The organism is Pantoea alfalfae, from assembly GCF_019880205.1.
Classification (GTDB): Bacteria; Pseudomonadota; Gammaproteobacteria; order Enterobacterales; family Enterobacteriaceae; genus Pantoea; species Pantoea alfalfae.
In genome coordinates this window covers 3,003,056-3,019,567 of sequence record NZ_CP082292.1, presented here as the reverse complement: position 1 = coordinate 3,019,567, position 16,512 = coordinate 3,003,056, and the positions used below count along the sequence as shown (strand labels likewise).

The window sequence follows — 16,512 nt, the reverse complement described above, 5'->3', positions numbered from 1 at the left end:
AATGCCTCAGTCCGCTGCTGAACAGCTGCAAGGCGGATCAATGGGCGGTGGAATCCATGCGCGGCTGAAATCAAACCAGCCCAGCGTGTTCAGTTCAATCCCTTCTACGGCAGGGGGCGCATAAATCTGGTAGCGATAATTGAACAGAGGCAGCAGGATGCCGTCCCTCATCAGTTGATGATAAAGCTGCTGTAGCGCACGGGTACGGCTGTCGCTATCTGCTATCTGCTGGATAGCCAGCAGTTGCGCCTGGACTTCTTCGCCATGCGGTGTAGACCACAGCCGACGCCATAGCGGGTCAATCTGTAACCAGCTCGCCAGTGTGAAGATCGGCGCATCGCCAATCAGCCGATCGCCCATCAGGATATCCGCCTCATCAGGCGGGTCGATATGATGCCAGCTTTTCACCGGGTGAAAAACGACGTTCAGAGTACAACCGTGCTGTTTTAACAGGGCGACCAGTGCCTGTGACATCTGATGCAGCTCAACCGGCAGCTGATAATGCAGTGTCAGAGTGGTGGGCAAGGGGACCGGAACATTATCAATCAGCGGCACTTCCCAGCCAGGTAACAGCTCTTTGCTGGGGGTAATTAATCCCTCATCCAGTGGTAATCGGCTGACGATGCCGCTTTGCTGAATCAGCTGGAAAAGCGTGCGCGCCTGATCAGGGGTAAATCCGGCTCGCGGCCGGCAGACCAGATAACAGAAGCCGAGACTGATGCTACTGCTGACCGGCTTCAATGTCCTGAGTTCTGCGGCATCCCCTATCGCAATCTGCACCGGATGACGACAGCTGCTGCCGAGAGCGGGATCAAACAGCTGAGGAGTAATCCAGTACTCCACCGCCTGCAGCAGAGGACGCTGCAGATGCCAGCGCGCATGGCTTTCAATCCTCACCAGCTCAGCGCTGAAATGCCTCAGTTTCCACGGCCCGCTGCCTGTCTTCATATCAGCGGGATGGGGCAGCAGACACAAAAGATGGGCAAGTCGGTGAGGCAACCAGAAATCAGGTCGTCGCAGGGTAAACCGCAGCGCCAGCGGGTGAGGCGCATCCACGCTGACCACATCGGCAAGCAATATCCTGACACGCGTATCCCGCAACAGCTGGCGGAACTGCGTCACCAGTTGTGCGGCCTGCACCGGCTCGTCGTTATGCCACATCAGCTGAGGCCGTAACCAGAATAACCAGCTACATGACGCCTCATCGTGCTGCCAGTGATGCGCCAGGTCGCCGACCGGCGCATCCTGCTCAAAACGGGTCAGACCGGAATAGATCTGACGAACCAGGTGCTGTTCAGCCCGTCCGGTAATCTGGCGCGGCTCGGTGCTCTCCATCGGACGATAGTAGGGGATACGCAGAACCGGCGTGTCGTTCTGCCATTGTCCACCCATTAACGGCCGCAGCATATTGATCAGCCTTTCCGGCGGCAGATCCAGCAGCTGTAAGGCATCCGCCGCATCTCCGGCATCAAGCTGTTTTTGCAACAACTGCTGCCGTAACTGTTCAGGCGTGCGCAGAAACACTAACTGACCCTGTTTGCCACGGCCCGGCTCGCCGTGCCAGCTAAGCCAGCCAGCGTGCTGCCACTGTGACAGTAACGTGCGCAGATGACGCTCGCTGCAGATGCAGTGGCGCGCCATCTCTGCCACGCAGGTCTGCTGAGGGATGCCCTGGCTTTGCTGCCACAGGCGCTGAAACTGATTAAGGCGGTTAAGCTGACGCATCGTAAACCCGGAACAGTTTTTTAAAAGTATTCACTATTAGTTCCGCGATTAACAGGCAATAGTAAGCTCATCTTTTCAGCATGAGGGTAACCATAATGCGTTTAGCCGCATTCGATATGGATGGCACATTATTGCTGCCGGATCATCAGCTGGGTCAGCAGACGCTGGATAGCCTGCAGGCGTTGCATCTGCGTGGCGTAAATCTGGCGCTGGCGACGGGCCGCCATCTGCTGGAGATGCAGATTCTGAGGGAGAAATTAACGCTGCCTGCGTGGCTGATTACCGGGAACGGCACTCGTGTACACGACAGGCAGGGCAATCTGATCTTTGCGCGTGATCTGCCCTCTGCGGTAGCCGAAGAGGTCATCCATCGCCACTGGGAAACATCCGCGTCGATCCACATTTTCAACGATCAGGGGTGGTTTACCGATCGCCCCCAGCCTGAGCTGCTGGTGGCCCATCAGATGAGCGGGTTTAGCTATCAGCTGTGCGATTTGAAAAGGCTTCCCGCGCATCAGGTAACAAAAATCTGCTTTATCGATCAGCATCAGCATCTGTGCCAGCTGAAAACGGAACTGGGTGCGGCGCTGGGTGAGCAGGCGAATATCTGCTTCTCTGCAGTGGACTGTCTGGAAGTGTTGCCCGCCAGTTGCAACAAAGGCAGCGCGCTGGCGCTGTTGTGCGACCATCTGTCACTGACGCTGGCGGAGTGCATGGCGTTCGGGGATGCAATGAATGACCGAGAAATGCTGTCGCAGGTTGGGCGGGGCTTCATCATGGGCAATGCGATGGCGCAACTGAAAGCTGCGCTACCGCATCTGCCGGTATTAGGGCATTGCGAGACACAGGCGGTGTCTCACTATTTAAATCACTGGCTGGCAACACCCGACCTCGCGTATTCCCCCGAATGCTGAGGATTGCCGTGAACCGGACTGGATGTCCGGTTTTTTATTCGAGTTCGCACTGCCACGGCGTGATATCGCCAATATGTTTTGCCACCCATTCCGGCTGATAGTAGCTATCGGGATAACGTTCGCCACTGTCGCACAGCAGTGTCACCAGGGATCCCTGCTGATTTGCTGCCCGTAAGCGTTTCGCCACCTGCATCATGCCCCAGAAATTGGTGCCCGTAGAGGCGCCCGGTTTGCGTCCCAGGATCTTTTCCAGCTTCAGCATGGCGGCCAACGTCGCACCATCCGGTACTTTGATCATTTCATCAATCACGTCAGGCATAAATGACGGCTCTACGCGCGGACGGCCAATTCCCTCGATCATGCTGCCGCGCGTGCTGGTCAGTGTTGCATCGCGCTGTTGCCAGTAATCGAAAAACACGGAATGCTGGGGATCCACCACCAGCAGTTTCGTTTCCAGGCCCTGATAACGAATATAGCGGCCCAGCGTCGCTGAGGTGCCGCCAGTGCCCGCGCTCATAATCACCGTATGCGGAATCGGATAGGGTTCATGCTGCATCTGACGGAAAATGCTCTCAGCAATATTGTTATTACCGCGCCAGTCAGTAGCGCGTTCAGCGTAGGTAAACTGATCCATAAAATGGCCATTCAGCTCACGTGCCAGCCGTTCAGATTCTGCGTAAAGCTGGCAGGGATCCTCGACAAAATGGCACTGTCCACCATAAAAGGTGATCTGCTCAATTTTACGTTTCGCCGTGCTGGCGGGCATCACCGCAATAAAGGGCAGACCAAGCAGCCTTGCGAAGTACGCCTCTGAAACGGCCGTGCTGCCTGACGAGGCTTCGATAATCGGCGTATTCTCTTTAATCCAGCCGTTGGAGAGACCGTAGAGAAACAGGGATCGTGCCAGCCGATGTTTAAGACTGCCACTGGGATGGGTGCTCTCATCTTTCAGATAGAACCAGATGCCGGGAAAATCCGCCAGATCGAAACGGATCAAATGGGTTTCAGCCGATCGTTGAAAATCAGCGTTAATTTCGTTGATAGCGTGGCGAATCCAGCAGGTCTGCATTTCAGGCATCCGGTAAAGAAGTGATGCGGCTATTTTATGGCACGTGCAGGAAAAAGAGATTGCAAAAATACCGCTAAAATCGCGGTAATGGAGAAAATGATTCTCCGGGAGTCCCATATGTTAGATAAAACTGATCTTAAACTGCTCTCACTGCTGCAGCAGGATTGCACGCTGTCGCTGCAGGCGCTGGCGGATGCCGTCAACCTCACCACCACACCCTGCTGGAAGCGCCTGAAAAAGCTGGAAGATGATGGCATTATTCGCGCCCGGGTGGCACTGCTGGATGGGGATAAAATCGGACTGTCACTGACGGCGTTTATGTTTGTGAAAACCCAGCAGCATAGCCGCGACTGGTATCAGGCCTTTGTCTCGGTGGTAAGCAGCATGCCCGAGGTGATGGCCTTTTACCGGATGGCAGGCGAGTATGATTACCTGCTGCGCATTCAGGTGGCCGACATGAAGAGCTATGATGCTTTCTACAAGCGATTAGTGAACGGTGTGCCCGGCCTGATTGATGTGACATCCAGCTTCGCCATGGAAGAGATTAAATACACCACGGCTTTACCTGTCGCCCCCTGAGGGCCTGAGATTGAGAGCAGCGTTGTGCGATTATTCAGTCAATTAAGTTGGTATTTTCTGCGGGAGTGGCGGCGCTATCTGGGCGCGGTTATCCTGCTGATTGTTATTGCTATTCTGCAGTTGCTGCCGCCGCATGTGGTCGGTGTCATTGTTGATGGTGTCACACGTGACAACATGAGTACCAGTCGCATCATGATGTGGATTGGCATCATGCTGGCAACCGCAGTGGTGGTCTATCTGCTGCGCTACGTCTGGCGCGTACTGCTGTTTGGTGCCTCCTACCAGCTGGCGGTTGAGCTGCGCGAAGATTTTTATCGCCAGCTGAGTCGGCAGCAACCGGCATTTTATCTGCGTCACCGCACAGGTGACCTGATTGCGCGCGCCACTAACGATGTGGATCGGGTAGTGTTTGCAGCCGGGGAAGGGGTGCTGACGCTGGTCGACTCGCTGGTGATGGGCTGCGTGGTGCTGCTGGTGATGAGTACGCAAATCAGCTGGCAGCTGACGCTGCTGGCGCTGGTGCCGATGCCCATTATGGCGATCGTCATCCATCGCTACGGTAATCAGCTGCATCATCGCTTTAAACTGGCCCAGGCGGCCTTCTCCAGCCTTAACGACCAGACGCAGGAGAGCCTGACCAGCATCCGGATGATTAAATCCTTCGGTCTTGAACAGCATCAGTCGCAGCAATTCTCCGACATCGCCCGCGATACCGGTGAAAAGAACCTGCGCGTGGCGCGGGTCGATGCCCGTTTCGATCCCACTATCTACATCGCTATTGGTTTCTCAAACCTGCTGGCGATTGGCGGCGGAAGCTGGCTGGTGTGGCATGACCAGATGACGCTGGGGCAGCTTACCAGCTTTGTGATGTATCTCGGCCTGATGATCTGGCCGATGCTGGCGCTAGCGTGGATGTTCAATATCGTCGAACGCGGCAGCGCCGCCTGGAGCCGCATCGGTGCATTACTGGCGGAAGCGCCAGCGGTGGAAGATGGTGATAAGTCACTGCCACCTGACCCGGGCACGCTGCAGGTCGCGATTCGCGCCTTTCACTATCCGGCCAGCGCGGCTCCGGTGTTAAGTGATGTCAGCTTCCAGCTGAAGCCCGGCGAAATGCTGGGACTGTGTGGGCCAACCGGCAGCGGAAAAAGTACCTTACTGAGCCTGATCCAGCGCCATTTTGATATTCAGCAGGGCGACATCCGTTATCACCAGATCCCGCTGCCGCAGTTACGGCTGGACAGCTGGCGCAGTCGTCTCGCCGTGGTCAGCCAGACACCATTCCTGTTTTCGGACAGCGTAGCGAACAATATTGCGCTGGGGAAACCGGGCGCAACCCAGCAGGAGATTGAACAGGCCGCCACCCTGGCCTGCGTGCATGACGATATCCTGCGGCTGCCGCAGGGTTATGAAACCGAAGTCGGGGAGCGAGGTGTGATGCTGTCCGGTGGACAGAAGCAGCGTCTTTCGATTGCCCGGGCACTGCTGCTGAACGCAGAAATCCTGATTCTGGACGACGCACTCTCTGCGGTGGATGGTCGTACCGAGCACGAAATCCTGCATAACCTGCGCATCTGGGGGCAGGGAAAAACACTGATTATCAGCGCGCATCGCCTGTCAGCGCTGACGGAAGCCAGTGAAATTCTGGTGTTACAACAGGGCAGCGTGGCACAGCGTGGCAATCATGACGCGCTGACCGCCAGCGCTGGCTGGTATCGTGACATGTATCGTTACCAGCAACTGGAAGCGGCGCTGGATGATGATGAAAATGAGAAAGGAGTGCCGCATGGCTAAGTCTGCCCGCTTGTGGCCAACCCTGAAGCGCCTGCTGAGTTACGGTAAGCCCTGGCGTAAATCCCTGTCGCTGGCGGTAGGCATGCTGTGGATCGCTGCCGCGGCGGAAGTAACCGGTCCGGTGCTGGTCAGCTACTTTATTGATAACCTGGTGGCGAAGCATCAGATGCCCTGGGGACTGGTGGCCGGTCTGGTCATCAGCTTTGTCCTGCTTCAGCTACTGGCCGCCGGGCTGCACTACTGGCAGGCGCTGCTGTTTAATCGCGCTGCGATTGGTGTGGTGCAGCGGTTACGCAGTGACGTGATGAATGCTGCGCTTTGTCAGCCGCTGAGCGCCTTTGATACTCAGCCGGTCGGGCAGATTATTTCGCGCGTGACGAATGACACCGAAGTGATCCGCGATCTTTATGTCACAGTGGTTTCAACCGTACTGCGTAGCGCTGCGCTGGTCGGCGCCATGATGGTGGCCATGTTCAGTCTTGACTGGCGCATGGCGCTGGTAGCAATGATGATCTTCCCGCTGGTACTGATAGTGATGTTCATCTATCAGCGTTACAGCACGCCGATTGCCCGACGGGTTCGCAGCTATCTGGCTGACATCAACAACGGCTTCAATGAAGTGATCAGCGGCATGAGTGTGATTCAGCAGTTTCGTCAGCAGGCACGATTTGGTGAGCGCATGGGCGAAGCGAGCCGCTCTCACTATCTGGCGCGAATGGAGACGCTGCGCCTCGATGGCTTTCTGCTGCGTCCGCTGTTGAGCCTGTTTTCAGCGATGGTCTTGTGCGGGCTGCTGATTCTGTTCAGTTTCTCTGTGCCTGGTGTGTTTGAAGTGGGGGTGCTCTATGCCTTTATTACTTACCTGGGCCGTCTGAATGAGCCACTGATTGAGCTGACCACCCAGCAGTCGATGCTGCAGCAGGCGGTGGTTTCCGGTGAGCGTATTTTCGAGCTGATGGATGCCGCCCAGCAGCAGTATGGGGCCGATCAGCAGCCACTGGCTTCAGGTCGTATTGCCCTGAACAATCTCAGTTTTGCCTACCGTGAAAATCGTGATGTGCTGAGTGATATCAATCTTGAAGTCGCACCGCGTGAGTTTGTGGCGCTGGTGGGCCATACCGGCAGTGGCAAAAGTACCCTGGCTAATCTGTTAATGGGTTATTACCCGGTGACGCGTGGCGAAATCCGTATTGATGATCGCCCGATTGGCGGCTTGAGCCACGCCGTGCTGCGACGCGGTATCGCGATGGTGCAGCAGGATCCGGTGGTGCTGGCCGATACGCTGCTGGCCAATGTGCGGCTGGGCCGCGACATCAGCGAAGAGGCTGTCTGGACAGTGCTGGAACAGGTGCAACTGGCACCGCTGGCGCATGCCCTGCCGGAGGGGATTCACACCCGACTGGGCGAGCAGGGCAATAACCTGTCGGTCGGGCAGAAACAGCTGCTGGCGCTGGCCCGGGTACTGGTTGATCTGCCGCAGATTCTGATCCTCGACGAGGCAACCGCTAACATCGACTCCGGCACCGAGCAGGCGATTCAGCAGACGCTTGCGACACTAAGGCAACACAGCACGCTGGTGGTGATCGCTCACCGCCTCTCAACGATTATCGATGCGGATAAGATTCTGGTGCTGCATCGTGGTCGTGTGGTTGAGCAGGGCACCCATCAGCAACTGCTGGCGCTGCAGGGACGCTACTGGCAGATGTATCAGCTGCAGCAGGCAGGGGAAGATCTGGCGTCGGGCGTACCTGTAACATCTGAAAGCTGACTTGCACCTTTTTTGCGCAGCTTTATCGGAATAATCTGTATAAATGCACTCCTTTGACGCCTGGAGCACCAAAGGAGTGCAGTCTCAGCCTGCGATCCCTGTCACACACCCATTCTCATTCATATCTTCCCTGAAGCATCCCTTGCTCTGTCTCGCCTGACTCACTGATTAAGGGCACTTTTACACTCTGGCACAGGCTTTGCTTATATCCCTGCGTGTCCGTAAACGTTACCTATTTACTCGCTGGAGGGGATCCAATGAAGCTGGTTACCGTCGTAATTAAGCCATTCAAACTGGAGGATGTACGTGAAGCTTTATCCTCTATCGGCATTCAGGGACTGACCGTCTCCGAAGTGAAAGGTTTTGGTCGTCAGAAAGGCCATGCAGAGCTCTATCGTGGCGCAGAGTACAGCGTGAACTTCCTGCCAAAGGTCAAAATTGATATCGCCATTGCCGACGATCAGTTAGACGAAGTGGTGGATGTCATCAGTAAAGCGGCTTACACCGGCAAAATTGGCGACGGTAAAATTTTCGTGGCTGAACTGCAGCGCGTCATCCGTATTCGTACCGGCGAAACCGACGAAGCCGCTCTGTAATTAAGACTCAGTACTGTGATGGGATGGAATAAAAATGAATAAAATTTTCACTAAGCTGGGCCTCACCAGTCTGGCACTGTTACCCTCACTCGCAATGGCTGCGCCTGCCGTTGCGGACAAGGCTGATAACGCATTTATGATGATTTGCACCGCGCTGGTGCTCTTTATGTCAATTCCAGGTATTGCGCTGTTTTACGGCGGTCTGATTCGTGGCAAAAACGTTCTGTCGATGCTGACGCAGGTTGCTGTCACCTTCTCGCTGGTGTGCGTGCTGTGGGTGGTCTACGGCTACTCCCTGGCATTCAGTGAAGGTAACGCCTTTTTCGGCGGCTTTGGCTGGGCCATGCTGAAAAACATTCAGCTTACCGCCGTTATGGGCAGTTTCTATCAGTATATCCATGTAGCATTCCAGGCCTCGTTTGCCTGTATTACCGTGGGCCTGATTGTTGGTGCCATTGCAGAGCGTATCCGTTTCTCTGCCGTATTGATCTTCGTCGGTGTCTGGCTGACGCTTTCATATTTACCTATTGCACACATGGTCTGGGCGGGCGGTTTCCTGGCACAGGATGGCGCACTGGATTTCGCTGGCGGTACCGTGGTGCATATTAACGCCGCTATAGCGGGTCTGGTTGGTGCATATCTGGTGGGCAAACGTGCGGGATTTGGTAAAGAGGCATTCAAACCCCACAACCTGCCGATGGTCTTTACCGGCACCGCTATTCTGTACGTTGGCTGGTTTGGCTTTAATGCCGGTTCAGCTTCAGCAGCGAACGAAATCGCCGCGCTGGCTTTCCTTAACACCGTGGTTGCAACAGCAGGTGCGGTACTGGCATGGACCTTTGGTGAGTGGGCGGTACGGGGTAAGCCTTCACTGCTGGGTGCCTGCTCAGGCTTTATTGCCGGTCTGGTCGCGATTACCCCAGCCTGTGGCTATGTCGGTGTAGGCGGTGCGTTAATCATCGGCCTGGTCGGCGGACTGGCGGGACTGTGGGGCGTCACCACCCTCAAAAAATGGCTGCGCGTTGATGATCCGTGCGATGTGTTCGGCGTGCATGGCGTGTGCGGTATCGTGGGCTGTATCCTGACGGGCGTGTTTGCTTCCTCTTCACTGGGCGGCGTCGGTTATGCTCAGGGTGTAACCATGGGCCATCAGGTCTGGGTGCAGCTCTTCAGTGTGGGTCTGACGATTGTCTGGTCGGGCGTTGTTGCCTTCATTGGCTTCAAGCTGGCCGATCTGATTGTCGGACTGCGCGTACCGGAAGAGCATGAACGTGAAGGTCTGGATGTAAACAGCCACGGCGAGAATGCTTACAACCAGTAATGGACAGGCACTGAAATGAATAATCGGGGGCGAGCAATCGCCCCTTTTTTATTTCTCTTTATTCGCTGCGCTGGCGCATTACCCCTTCCTGAACTGTTGAGGCTACCAGCACACCCTGCTGATTGTAGAACTCGCCGCGGACAAAACCGCGTGCCCCGGAAGCTGAGGTACTGACCACGCTGTAGAGCAGCCATTCAGTGAAGTCGAACGGGCGGTGGAACCACATAGAGTGGTCGATCGTGGCGACCTGCATATCCGGCTCTAAAAAGCCTTTACCGTGCGGCTGCAGCGCAACCGGCAGGAAGTTGAGGTCGGACGCATAGCCGAGCAGGTACTGATGGATACGCAGGTCATCGGGCAGGGGGCCGGTGGCACGGATCCAGACCTGACGCTCCGGTTTATCCACATGTCCACGAAGCGGGTTATGGATCTGTACCGGGCGAATCTCCAGCGGACGTTCAGCAATGAATTTCTCGCGTAACTTTTCTGGCAGCAGATGCGCCATTTTCTGCGCCATCGCCTGTTCGGTTAACAGGTTCTCCGGCCCCGGCACCTGTGGCATCGGATTCTGATGTTCAAATCCGCTTTCAGGTGACTGAAAAGAGGCCGTCATATAAAAAATGGGCTGGCCATTCTGAATGGCGCTGACCCTGCGTGCGCTGAAACTTTTGCCATCACGCAGCGTTTCAACATCATAGATAATCGCTTTCTGGCTATCGCCGGGCCGCAAAAAATAGCTGTGAAATGAGTGAATAATGCGATCTTCCGCGACGGTTTGCTTTGCAGCATACAGCGCCTGACCCACCACCTGACCGCCAAACACCTGGCGCAGTCCCAGATCTTCGCTCTGGCCGCGATATAAACCCTCCTCCAGTTTTTCCAGATTCAATAAATTCAGCAGATTTTGCAGTGCCTGACTCATGGCGCATTCCTCAATATAGTGACCCGCTCAGTGTGAAAGATCGGACCAGTTGACGTCAATCAGACTTTCCGCTTTGCCTGTGCCAGGCAAAATTTCATTTTTGTGCCAATATTAAGCCCATACGGCGAGTGAAGCGCTGTAAGCAGGATTCGCTGCCGACAATCATTTTGATCAAATGGAGACGACATCAATGAAACTCAGGCATGTGTTCAGTGGGGTAGTTATTGCGGTTGCTGTTGCGGGATGTGCCGACAAGAGTAAACCAGTTCCAACGCCAACGCTGGGTTCTGCAGTGGCAGGACAAACGGCCGCGATTGCGCAGCCAAACGTAAGTGGTTCAGTCTTTATCCGCCAGCGCATTGCGCTGCCGCCGGATGCGGTATTAACCGTGACGCTTTCTGATGCCTCCGTATCTGATGCTCCATCAAAAGTGCTGTCGCAGCGCGTGGTGCGTACTGAAGGTAAACAGGCACCGTTCCAGTTTGTATTACCGTTTAACCCTGCCGACATTCAGCCCAATGCACGCATTCTGTTAAGCGCAGCCATCTCAATCGACGGCAAGCTGGCCTTTGTCACTGAAGGCGTGAAGCCGGTCATCAACCAGGGTGGCACCAAAGCTGAACTGCTGCTGGTACCGGTACCGTCAGTAGCGATGCCAACCCAGCCGGGCGCAGCGACAACTGTTCCGTCGACTTCACCCACTCAGGTGACGCCATCTGCTGCTGTTCCGGCACCAACACGTATTTAATTCTCTGCCGGGGCGACCTTGTCGCCCCTTCATCCTGCCTGAAATTGCCAGCGACAGGTCGAAAGATCGAGTTGCCCGTCATCACTGACCTCTATGCCTTCCGCTTCCAGCGCATCCCGCTGCCGCATCAGACGGTCGCCCTGTAGTGAAATTGTGCCATGGCGATTAACAACGCGATGCCAGGGTAGAGTAGTGCCTTCTGGTAACCGGCTCAGCACGCCGCCCACCTGACGTGCCGCGCGCGGGGAGCCCGCCAGTCGCGCAACGTCGCCATAAGTCGCGACGTGGCCATAGGGTATTGCGGCAACAATTTGCCAGATGCGTTGCTGGAAAGAGTCAGGCTGATCCATGTGCTTATTTATTCTGCTTTTTTCATCAGGAATTGGGTTTTAACTTTAGCATGAGGAGGATGAGGAAACAGTGTCAGCTCGGCGATTGTTCAAGAAAACAACGGTTGTCCCGACTACGCTTGCAATTGCCATCTCCTTCCCAGATAATGCCCCCGCTCTCGTAAAGAGGGCTTGTCAATGGGGGCCCTGTTGGTTCTCCCGCAATGCTAGCTTGTGAACTCGGTCAGATCCGGAAGGAAGCAGCCGCAGCAGGTGACGCGTGTGCCGGGATGTAGCTGGCAGGGCCCCCACCATTTTCCCCCTCTGAATATCTCTTCTCCCGAAACTGCAGACAGGCAAAACCCGCCTGGGCCGATCCTTTGCCGACAGGCAGGAATATCCGGTACTAAAGAAGAGATTAAACGCAGCAACAATCCGTCAGATTAACGGACAAATTTCCATACTGAACCTGGGACTTTATCGTAGAGCTTGTTCATCGTCAGTTCCGCCAGGCGATGGTCGGCTGCGGAGTAAAATACCGCTAATTCATCCTCGGGTAATTCATACTTATTTTTTTCAATGACCCTTTCCAGGGTATCCAGAGAGCGGCAACGCCGCAGTCGCATCAAATAATCGGTTTTAGTCAGGGTTTTGTTCATAAATAAACCGTTCTCATGTCTGTACTATAATGAATGGCTTGGCTGGTGCAGAAAAGCGCACTCTTCAGTGAACAGATTAAATAAGCGTTTCGCTGAACGTTGCCACCGTTGAAGATCCGGACTGTTGATACCATAGTTGCTGAATAGCATAAAAGTATCATCAAGATATTCATCGATTTGCGAAATCAGCGCTTCATCTTCGACGTGCTTAATTTTGTAATTCATGGTGAAAGAGGCAATGTGTTCAATCAAATCGTTAAGCTGCAGATTGCTTTCAGAAGTGGGGTCATTCACCCAGCCGTGATGGCTGTCGGTTAATGTTGCCATGCTGTCGTCAAACAGGCTCTCACACAGATATTTAAGCTGGGCAATATCATGCCGTTTCGGTGAGTATTCGTCCATCTTTTTCCCCTCCATAGCTAGCTCAGTTGCCGCAGGGCAGCGATAGTGGATAACGCAGCCAGGAAGCGATTATTCGGGCAGTTATTAAACGGGATACCTTAAAGATAGTGTAAAACCATTAGTTCTGCTCACCTCCATTACTAAATATTACAATTCATCGCCAGGGGAGGGCTGCTGATTGTCGACCACATCAAACTCAAGTGCTCCGGGCTTAATGTGAAAGTTTACCTGTTCAGATTGCGTCACGGTTTCATTTAGATCCAGACAGGGATTAAATAAATTCCAGTCAAAATCGTAAAGTAATTTAAAACTATTCATATCCAGGTATTCAACCGAAACAATTTTTAAACTGCCTGGAACTAACTGCGCATTCTGTGAGTACCAGCGTAAATCACCTACCAGCAAATCTGTTATTTTGAGAATATTCCGCTGAACAATCTCTGCTATTTTTTCGCAGTCTGCTTCGCCCAGGGCAATATCACATTCAATACGTGACAGCATATCTGATCCACTAATAACCGTTAATAAACCTATCATTGGTTTTCTGCAACTGGTTTGCAAGCCAGCAGAGCACAAAACTGTCAGCATCTGCGCTTCAGCAGGCGGCAGTGCCTGCCAGCATCCTGCCGTAAGTCCTGTTGGTGTTTATCTTTTGATACACAATCACGCGTTTCCCTGACGGGAATATCCGGTATCTTATTTGTTATGTTATAACATATTGGTGAAGCGATGCGTCAGAGTGGATTACTTATGTCATTGGGTGGGAGGTTGAGTGTAGCCGTGCTATTCATCGCGCTGCTTGCCGTGGCCATAAAATGGGGGATCACATGATCCGGTTCAACACGCTTCGTGCTGGCTATCAGGGACAGAGCGTCACCCCGTTGGTTACCGGGCAGATTGCAGCTGGCTCGATGACAGCCTTAGTCGGTGCTAACGGCAGTGGCAAATCAACCCTGCTGAAAACTATTGCGGGTTTATTGCCACCGATAACCGGACGTTGTGAATTGCAGGTTTCGCGTCGGGATATCGGCTGGATGCCGCAGCGAACAGAACTTGAAACCCGTTTTCCCCTGACAGTATTTGAACTGGTCTCAATAGGCTGCTGGCCTCGCTGCGGCTGGTTCGGCGGTATTAACCGGGTACTACGCCGTGAAATCTGGCAGGCGCTGGAGGCCGTTCAGATGCATGATTATGCAGATGTGCAGCCCGCGACTTTATCAGGCGGACAACTTCAGCGCGTTTTGTTTGCACGACTGATGTTGCAGCGCAGCCAGCTCTGGCTGCTGGATGAGCCTTTTAACGGCATTGACAGCCAGACCGTGACATTACTGATGTCGATTCTTGAGCAGCAACAGCAGGCCGGCACAACCCTGCTGGTGGTGCTGCACGATCGTCCGCTGGTGGCGCGCTACTTCAGTAACGTCATGTCGATGGATGACAGTGAGGTCAGCTGCACCAGTCAGCCTGCTATCCCTTTGCGGAGTTGTGCGCCGTGACCCTGATGCAGCCTTTTATTGAGTTTGGTTTTATGCGGCGCGCGCTGGTGGCCTGTTTTGCACTGGCGGTCAGCGCTACGCCACTCGGCGTGTTCCTTTCGCTGCGCCGGATGAGCCTGATTGGTGATGCCTTATCACATGCAGTGCTGCCCGGTGCCGCTATTGGTTATCTGATCTCCGGCCTGTCGCTGGTTGCGATGGGTATCGGCGGCCTGATCGCCGGTTTAGCCGTGGCGCTGCTTTCTGGCGCGGTCAGTCGCTATACGCCCCTGAAAGAGGATGCCAGTTTTGCCGGGTTCTATCTTGGATCCCTGGCGCTGGGCGTCACGCTGGTCTCATTACGCGGCTCAAGCGTGGATCTGCTGCACGTTCTGTTTGGCTCGCTGCTGGCGGTGGATAACAGCGCGCTGCTGCTGGTCGGCGGCATCGCCGCCTTTACGCTGATTCTGCTGGCGATCATCTATCGTCCGCTGGTCATCGACGCATTTGACGGTGACTTTCTGCGGGCGCAGGGGAAATGGAGCGCGCCGCTGGTGCATGGTCTGTTTTTAATGCTGGTGGTGCTGAATCTGGTCGCGGGCTTTCAGGTACTGGGCACGCTGATGTCGGTGGGACTGATGATGCTACCCGCCGCCAGCGCCCGTTTCTGGAGCCGTCATCTTGCCGCCATGCTGGTGATTGCCATTTTCATGGCAATGATTTCAGCGCTGGCGGGACTGATGCTCTCCTGGCACTTTTCATTGCCGGCCGGCCCCGCTGTGGTGCTGAGCGCCGCCATGCTGTTTTTTCTCTCCATTCTTGCAGGGCCATGCGGCGGGATTTTTCGTCGCCATTAATCTAAAGGGGTATCTATGAAGAAATTACCGGTTAGCCTGGCGCTCGCAGCGCTATTTGCCACGCCTTTTGCGATGGCAAAAACGGTGGATGTGGTGGCCAGCTTTACCGTGCTGGCAGACATCGTTAAGCAGGTCGGCGGCGACCATGTCAACGTGAAAAGCCTGGTGGGGCCGAATGGCGATCCTCATACATTTGAACCCACGCCGCAGGACAGTCAGGCACTTGCAAAGGCCGATCTGGTCTTTGTCAGTGGACTGGGACTGGAAGGGTGGATGGATCGGCTGGTCAGCGCCTCCGGATATCGCGGCCAGTCCGTTGTGGCCTCGGCGGGTGTCACCACCCGCAGCATGGAGGAGGAGGGCAAAACCGTTACCGATCCTCACGCCTGGAACAGCATGCAGAACGGCGTGATCTATGCCACTAACGTAATGAATGCGCTGGTCAAAGCCGATCCTGAAGATGCCACCGCCATTCGTCAGCGTGGTCAGAATTACATTCAGCAGCTGGAGGCGCTGGATAGTTGGGCAAAAACGGCCTTTGATGCTGTGCCTGTCGACAAGCGAAAAGTGCTGACCAGTCATGATGCGTTTGGTTACTTTGGACAGCGCTATGGCGTGACGTTTCTTGCGCCGGTAGGGTTCTCTACTGAAGCGGAAGCAAGTGCCAGTGACGTGGGTAGTTTAATCACCCAACTAAAGCAGCAGCATATCAACCGCTATTTTATAGAGAACCAGACTGATCCGCGCCTGGTAAAACAGATTGCCAGCGCCACGGGTGCCGAGCCGGGTGGTGAGCTCTATCCGGAAGCGTTGTCCACGGCCTCTGGCCCGGCAGCCACTTATGAGGCGGCCTTTAGACATAACGTGAATGCGATGCTGAAGAGCATGCGCTAAGCATAAAAAAGGCCGGGCAAGCCCGGCCAGTCATCACGACACATACTAGCGTTTTTTCTTTCTTCCCTGTACGGCTTTAAAGCGTGGATTCGTTTTACAGATCACGTAAATCCGACCCTTGCGGCGCACTACCCTGCAATCCCGATGGCGATTTTTTGCTGAGCGCAGCGAACTCAATACCTGCATGAATCTTTACCTTATTTACGGCCAAGAAAGCGCCCGAAACGCTGATTAAAGCGCGCGGTGCTGCCCTCTTTGGCGAAATCTTTCTGTTTGCCGGTATAGAAAACGTGTGAGGCCGACGACACATCCAGTGTGACGTAGGGCAGCGTTTCACCTTCAAACTCTACGGTGCGATCGGTTTTGATGGTCGAACCGATTTTGAAATAAACGTCAACTGATGTGTCATGGAAGACCACGTGACGATAGTGAGGATGGATATTCGCTTTCAAAATACTCT

General features: G+C 54.6%; 19 protein-coding genes and 1 other RNA gene. 11 read left to right on the top strand and 9 right to left on the bottom strand.

Annotated features, from left to right (window positions below; all coding sequences use genetic code 11):
* Positions 1–6 precede the first annotated feature (6 nt).
* Positions 7–1,725, bottom strand: a complete 1,719-nt coding sequence (locus K6R05_RS14270; RefSeq protein WP_222924427.1) for an SgrR family transcriptional regulator — start codon at positions 1,723–1,725, stop codon at positions 7–9.
* Between the two features lie 92 nt (positions 1,726–1,817).
* Here K6R05_RS14270 and cof point away from each other — a divergent pair, with 92 nt between their 5' ends.
* A complete protein-coding gene (gene cof, locus K6R05_RS14265; protein ID WP_161736033.1) occupies positions 1,818–2,639 on the top strand; it encodes an HMP-PP phosphatase in 822 nt (273 codons plus the stop codon).
* 34 nt (positions 2,640–2,673) lie between these two features.
* Here the strand turns inward: cof and K6R05_RS14260 are convergent, their stop codons facing one another.
* The gene (locus K6R05_RS14260) at positions 2,674–3,708 is read right to left on the bottom strand and encodes a PLP-dependent cysteine synthase family protein (protein WP_161736026.1); all 1,035 of its coding nucleotides are present in this window, start codon (positions 3,706–3,708) and stop codon (positions 2,674–2,676) included.
* A gap of 117 nt (positions 3,709–3,825) precedes the next feature.
* On the opposite strand from K6R05_RS14260, the gene K6R05_RS14255 reads away from it, so the two are divergent.
* The 5 genes from K6R05_RS14255 (at position 3,826) to amtB (ending at position 9,766) form a co-directional block, all read left to right on the top strand.
* Complete coding sequence (locus K6R05_RS14255; protein WP_033782182.1) at positions 3,826–4,287, top strand: Lrp/AsnC family transcriptional regulator; 462 nt, start codon at positions 3,826–3,828, stop codon at positions 4,285–4,287.
* Positions 4,288–4,311: 24 nt separating this feature from the next.
* The gene (locus K6R05_RS14250; RefSeq protein WP_161736027.1) at positions 4,312–6,081 is read left to right on the top strand and encodes a SmdA family multidrug ABC transporter permease/ATP-binding protein; all 1,770 of its coding nucleotides are present in this window, start codon (positions 4,312–4,314) and stop codon (positions 6,079–6,081) included.
* Positions 6,074–7,849, top strand: a complete 1,776-nt coding sequence (locus tag K6R05_RS14245) for a SmdB family multidrug efflux ABC transporter permease/ATP-binding protein (RefSeq protein ID WP_161736028.1) — start codon at positions 6,074–6,076, stop codon at positions 7,847–7,849. Before K6R05_RS14250 ends, K6R05_RS14245 begins: the two co-directional genes overlap by 8 nt.
* 257 nt (positions 7,850–8,106) lie before the next feature.
* Positions 8,107–8,445, top strand: a complete 339-nt coding sequence (gene glnK / locus K6R05_RS14240) for a P-II family nitrogen regulator (protein WP_003850469.1) — start codon at positions 8,107–8,109, stop codon at positions 8,443–8,445.
* 34 nt (positions 8,446–8,479) lie between these two features.
* Positions 8,480–9,766: an ammonium transporter AmtB gene (gene amtB / locus K6R05_RS14235; protein WP_161736029.1), complete on the top strand. Its 1,287-nt coding sequence runs from the start codon at positions 8,480–8,482 to the stop codon at positions 9,764–9,766.
* A 58-nt stretch (positions 9,767–9,824) separates the two neighbouring features.
* Here the strand turns inward: amtB and tesB are convergent, their stop codons facing one another.
* The gene (gene tesB / locus K6R05_RS14230) at positions 9,825–10,688 is read right to left on the bottom strand and encodes an acyl-CoA thioesterase II (protein ID WP_161736030.1); all 864 of its coding nucleotides are present in this window, start codon (positions 10,686–10,688) and stop codon (positions 9,825–9,827) included.
* Positions 10,689–10,878: 190 nt separating this feature from the next.
* Here tesB and K6R05_RS14225 point away from each other — a divergent pair, with 190 nt between their 5' ends.
* On the top strand, positions 10,879–11,436 hold the full coding sequence (locus tag K6R05_RS14225; RefSeq protein ID WP_033731772.1) for a YbaY family lipoprotein: 558 nt from the start codon (positions 10,879–10,881) through the stop codon (positions 11,434–11,436).
* A gap of 29 nt (positions 11,437–11,465) precedes the next feature.
* On the opposite strand, the gene K6R05_RS14220 is transcribed toward K6R05_RS14225, so the two are convergent.
* The gene (locus K6R05_RS14220; RefSeq protein WP_161736031.1) at positions 11,466–11,786 is read right to left on the bottom strand and encodes an MGMT family protein; all 321 of its coding nucleotides are present in this window, start codon (positions 11,784–11,786) and stop codon (positions 11,466–11,468) included.
* Positions 11,787–11,973: 187 nt separating this feature from the next.
* On the opposite strand from K6R05_RS14220, the gene ffs reads away from it, so the two are divergent.
* Positions 11,974–12,070: signal recognition particle sRNA small type (gene ffs, locus K6R05_RS14215), an RNA gene on the top strand.
* Between the two features lie 138 nt (positions 12,071–12,208).
* Here ffs and hha read toward each other — a convergent pair.
* From hha to K6R05_RS14200, 3 genes are all read right to left on the bottom strand, one after another.
* Complete coding sequence (gene hha, locus K6R05_RS14210) at positions 12,209–12,424, bottom strand: hemolysin expression-modulating protein Hha (RefSeq protein ID WP_003850458.1); 216 nt, start codon at positions 12,422–12,424, stop codon at positions 12,209–12,211.
* A 24-nt stretch (positions 12,425–12,448) separates the two neighbouring features.
* A complete protein-coding gene (gene tomB / locus K6R05_RS14205) occupies positions 12,449–12,826 on the bottom strand; it encodes an Hha toxicity modulator TomB (protein WP_161736034.1) in 378 nt (125 codons plus the stop codon).
* 147 nt (positions 12,827–12,973) lie between these two features.
* On the bottom strand, positions 12,974–13,327 hold the full coding sequence (locus tag K6R05_RS14200; RefSeq protein ID WP_222924426.1) for a hypothetical protein: 354 nt from the start codon (positions 13,325–13,327) through the stop codon (positions 12,974–12,976).
* Positions 13,328–13,653: 326 nt separating this feature from the next.
* On the opposite strand from K6R05_RS14200, the gene K6R05_RS14195 reads away from it, so the two are divergent.
* The 3 genes from K6R05_RS14195 to K6R05_RS14185 are packed head-to-tail and all read left to right on the top strand — an operon-like array spanning position 13,654 to position 16,052.
* On the top strand, positions 13,654–14,322 hold the full coding sequence (locus K6R05_RS14195; RefSeq protein WP_222924425.1) for a metal ABC transporter ATP-binding protein: 669 nt from the start codon (positions 13,654–13,656) through the stop codon (positions 14,320–14,322).
* On the top strand, positions 14,319–15,158 hold the full coding sequence (locus tag K6R05_RS14190) for a metal ABC transporter permease (RefSeq protein WP_222924423.1): 840 nt from the start codon (positions 14,319–14,321) through the stop codon (positions 15,156–15,158). Before K6R05_RS14195 ends, K6R05_RS14190 begins: the two co-directional genes overlap by 4 nt.
* A 15-nt stretch (positions 15,159–15,173) precedes the next feature.
* Positions 15,174–16,052 (top strand): metal ABC transporter substrate-binding protein, encoded by an 879-nt coding sequence (locus K6R05_RS14185; protein ID WP_161731951.1) that lies wholly within the window; start codon positions 15,174–15,176, stop codon positions 16,050–16,052.
* Positions 16,053–16,097: 45 nt separating this feature from the next.
* Here K6R05_RS14185 and ykgO read toward each other — a convergent pair whose 3' ends face one another.
* Entirely contained in the window at positions 16,098–16,238 is a 141-nt protein-coding gene (gene ykgO, locus K6R05_RS14180) for a type B 50S ribosomal protein L36 (protein ID WP_009091664.1), read from the bottom strand.
* An 11-nt stretch (positions 16,239–16,249) separates the two neighbouring features.
* The gene (locus tag K6R05_RS14175) at positions 16,250–16,504 is read right to left on the bottom strand and encodes a type B 50S ribosomal protein L31 (RefSeq protein WP_222924421.1); all 255 of its coding nucleotides are present in this window, start codon (positions 16,502–16,504) and stop codon (positions 16,250–16,252) included.
* Between the last annotated feature and the right edge of the window lie 8 nt (positions 16,505–16,512).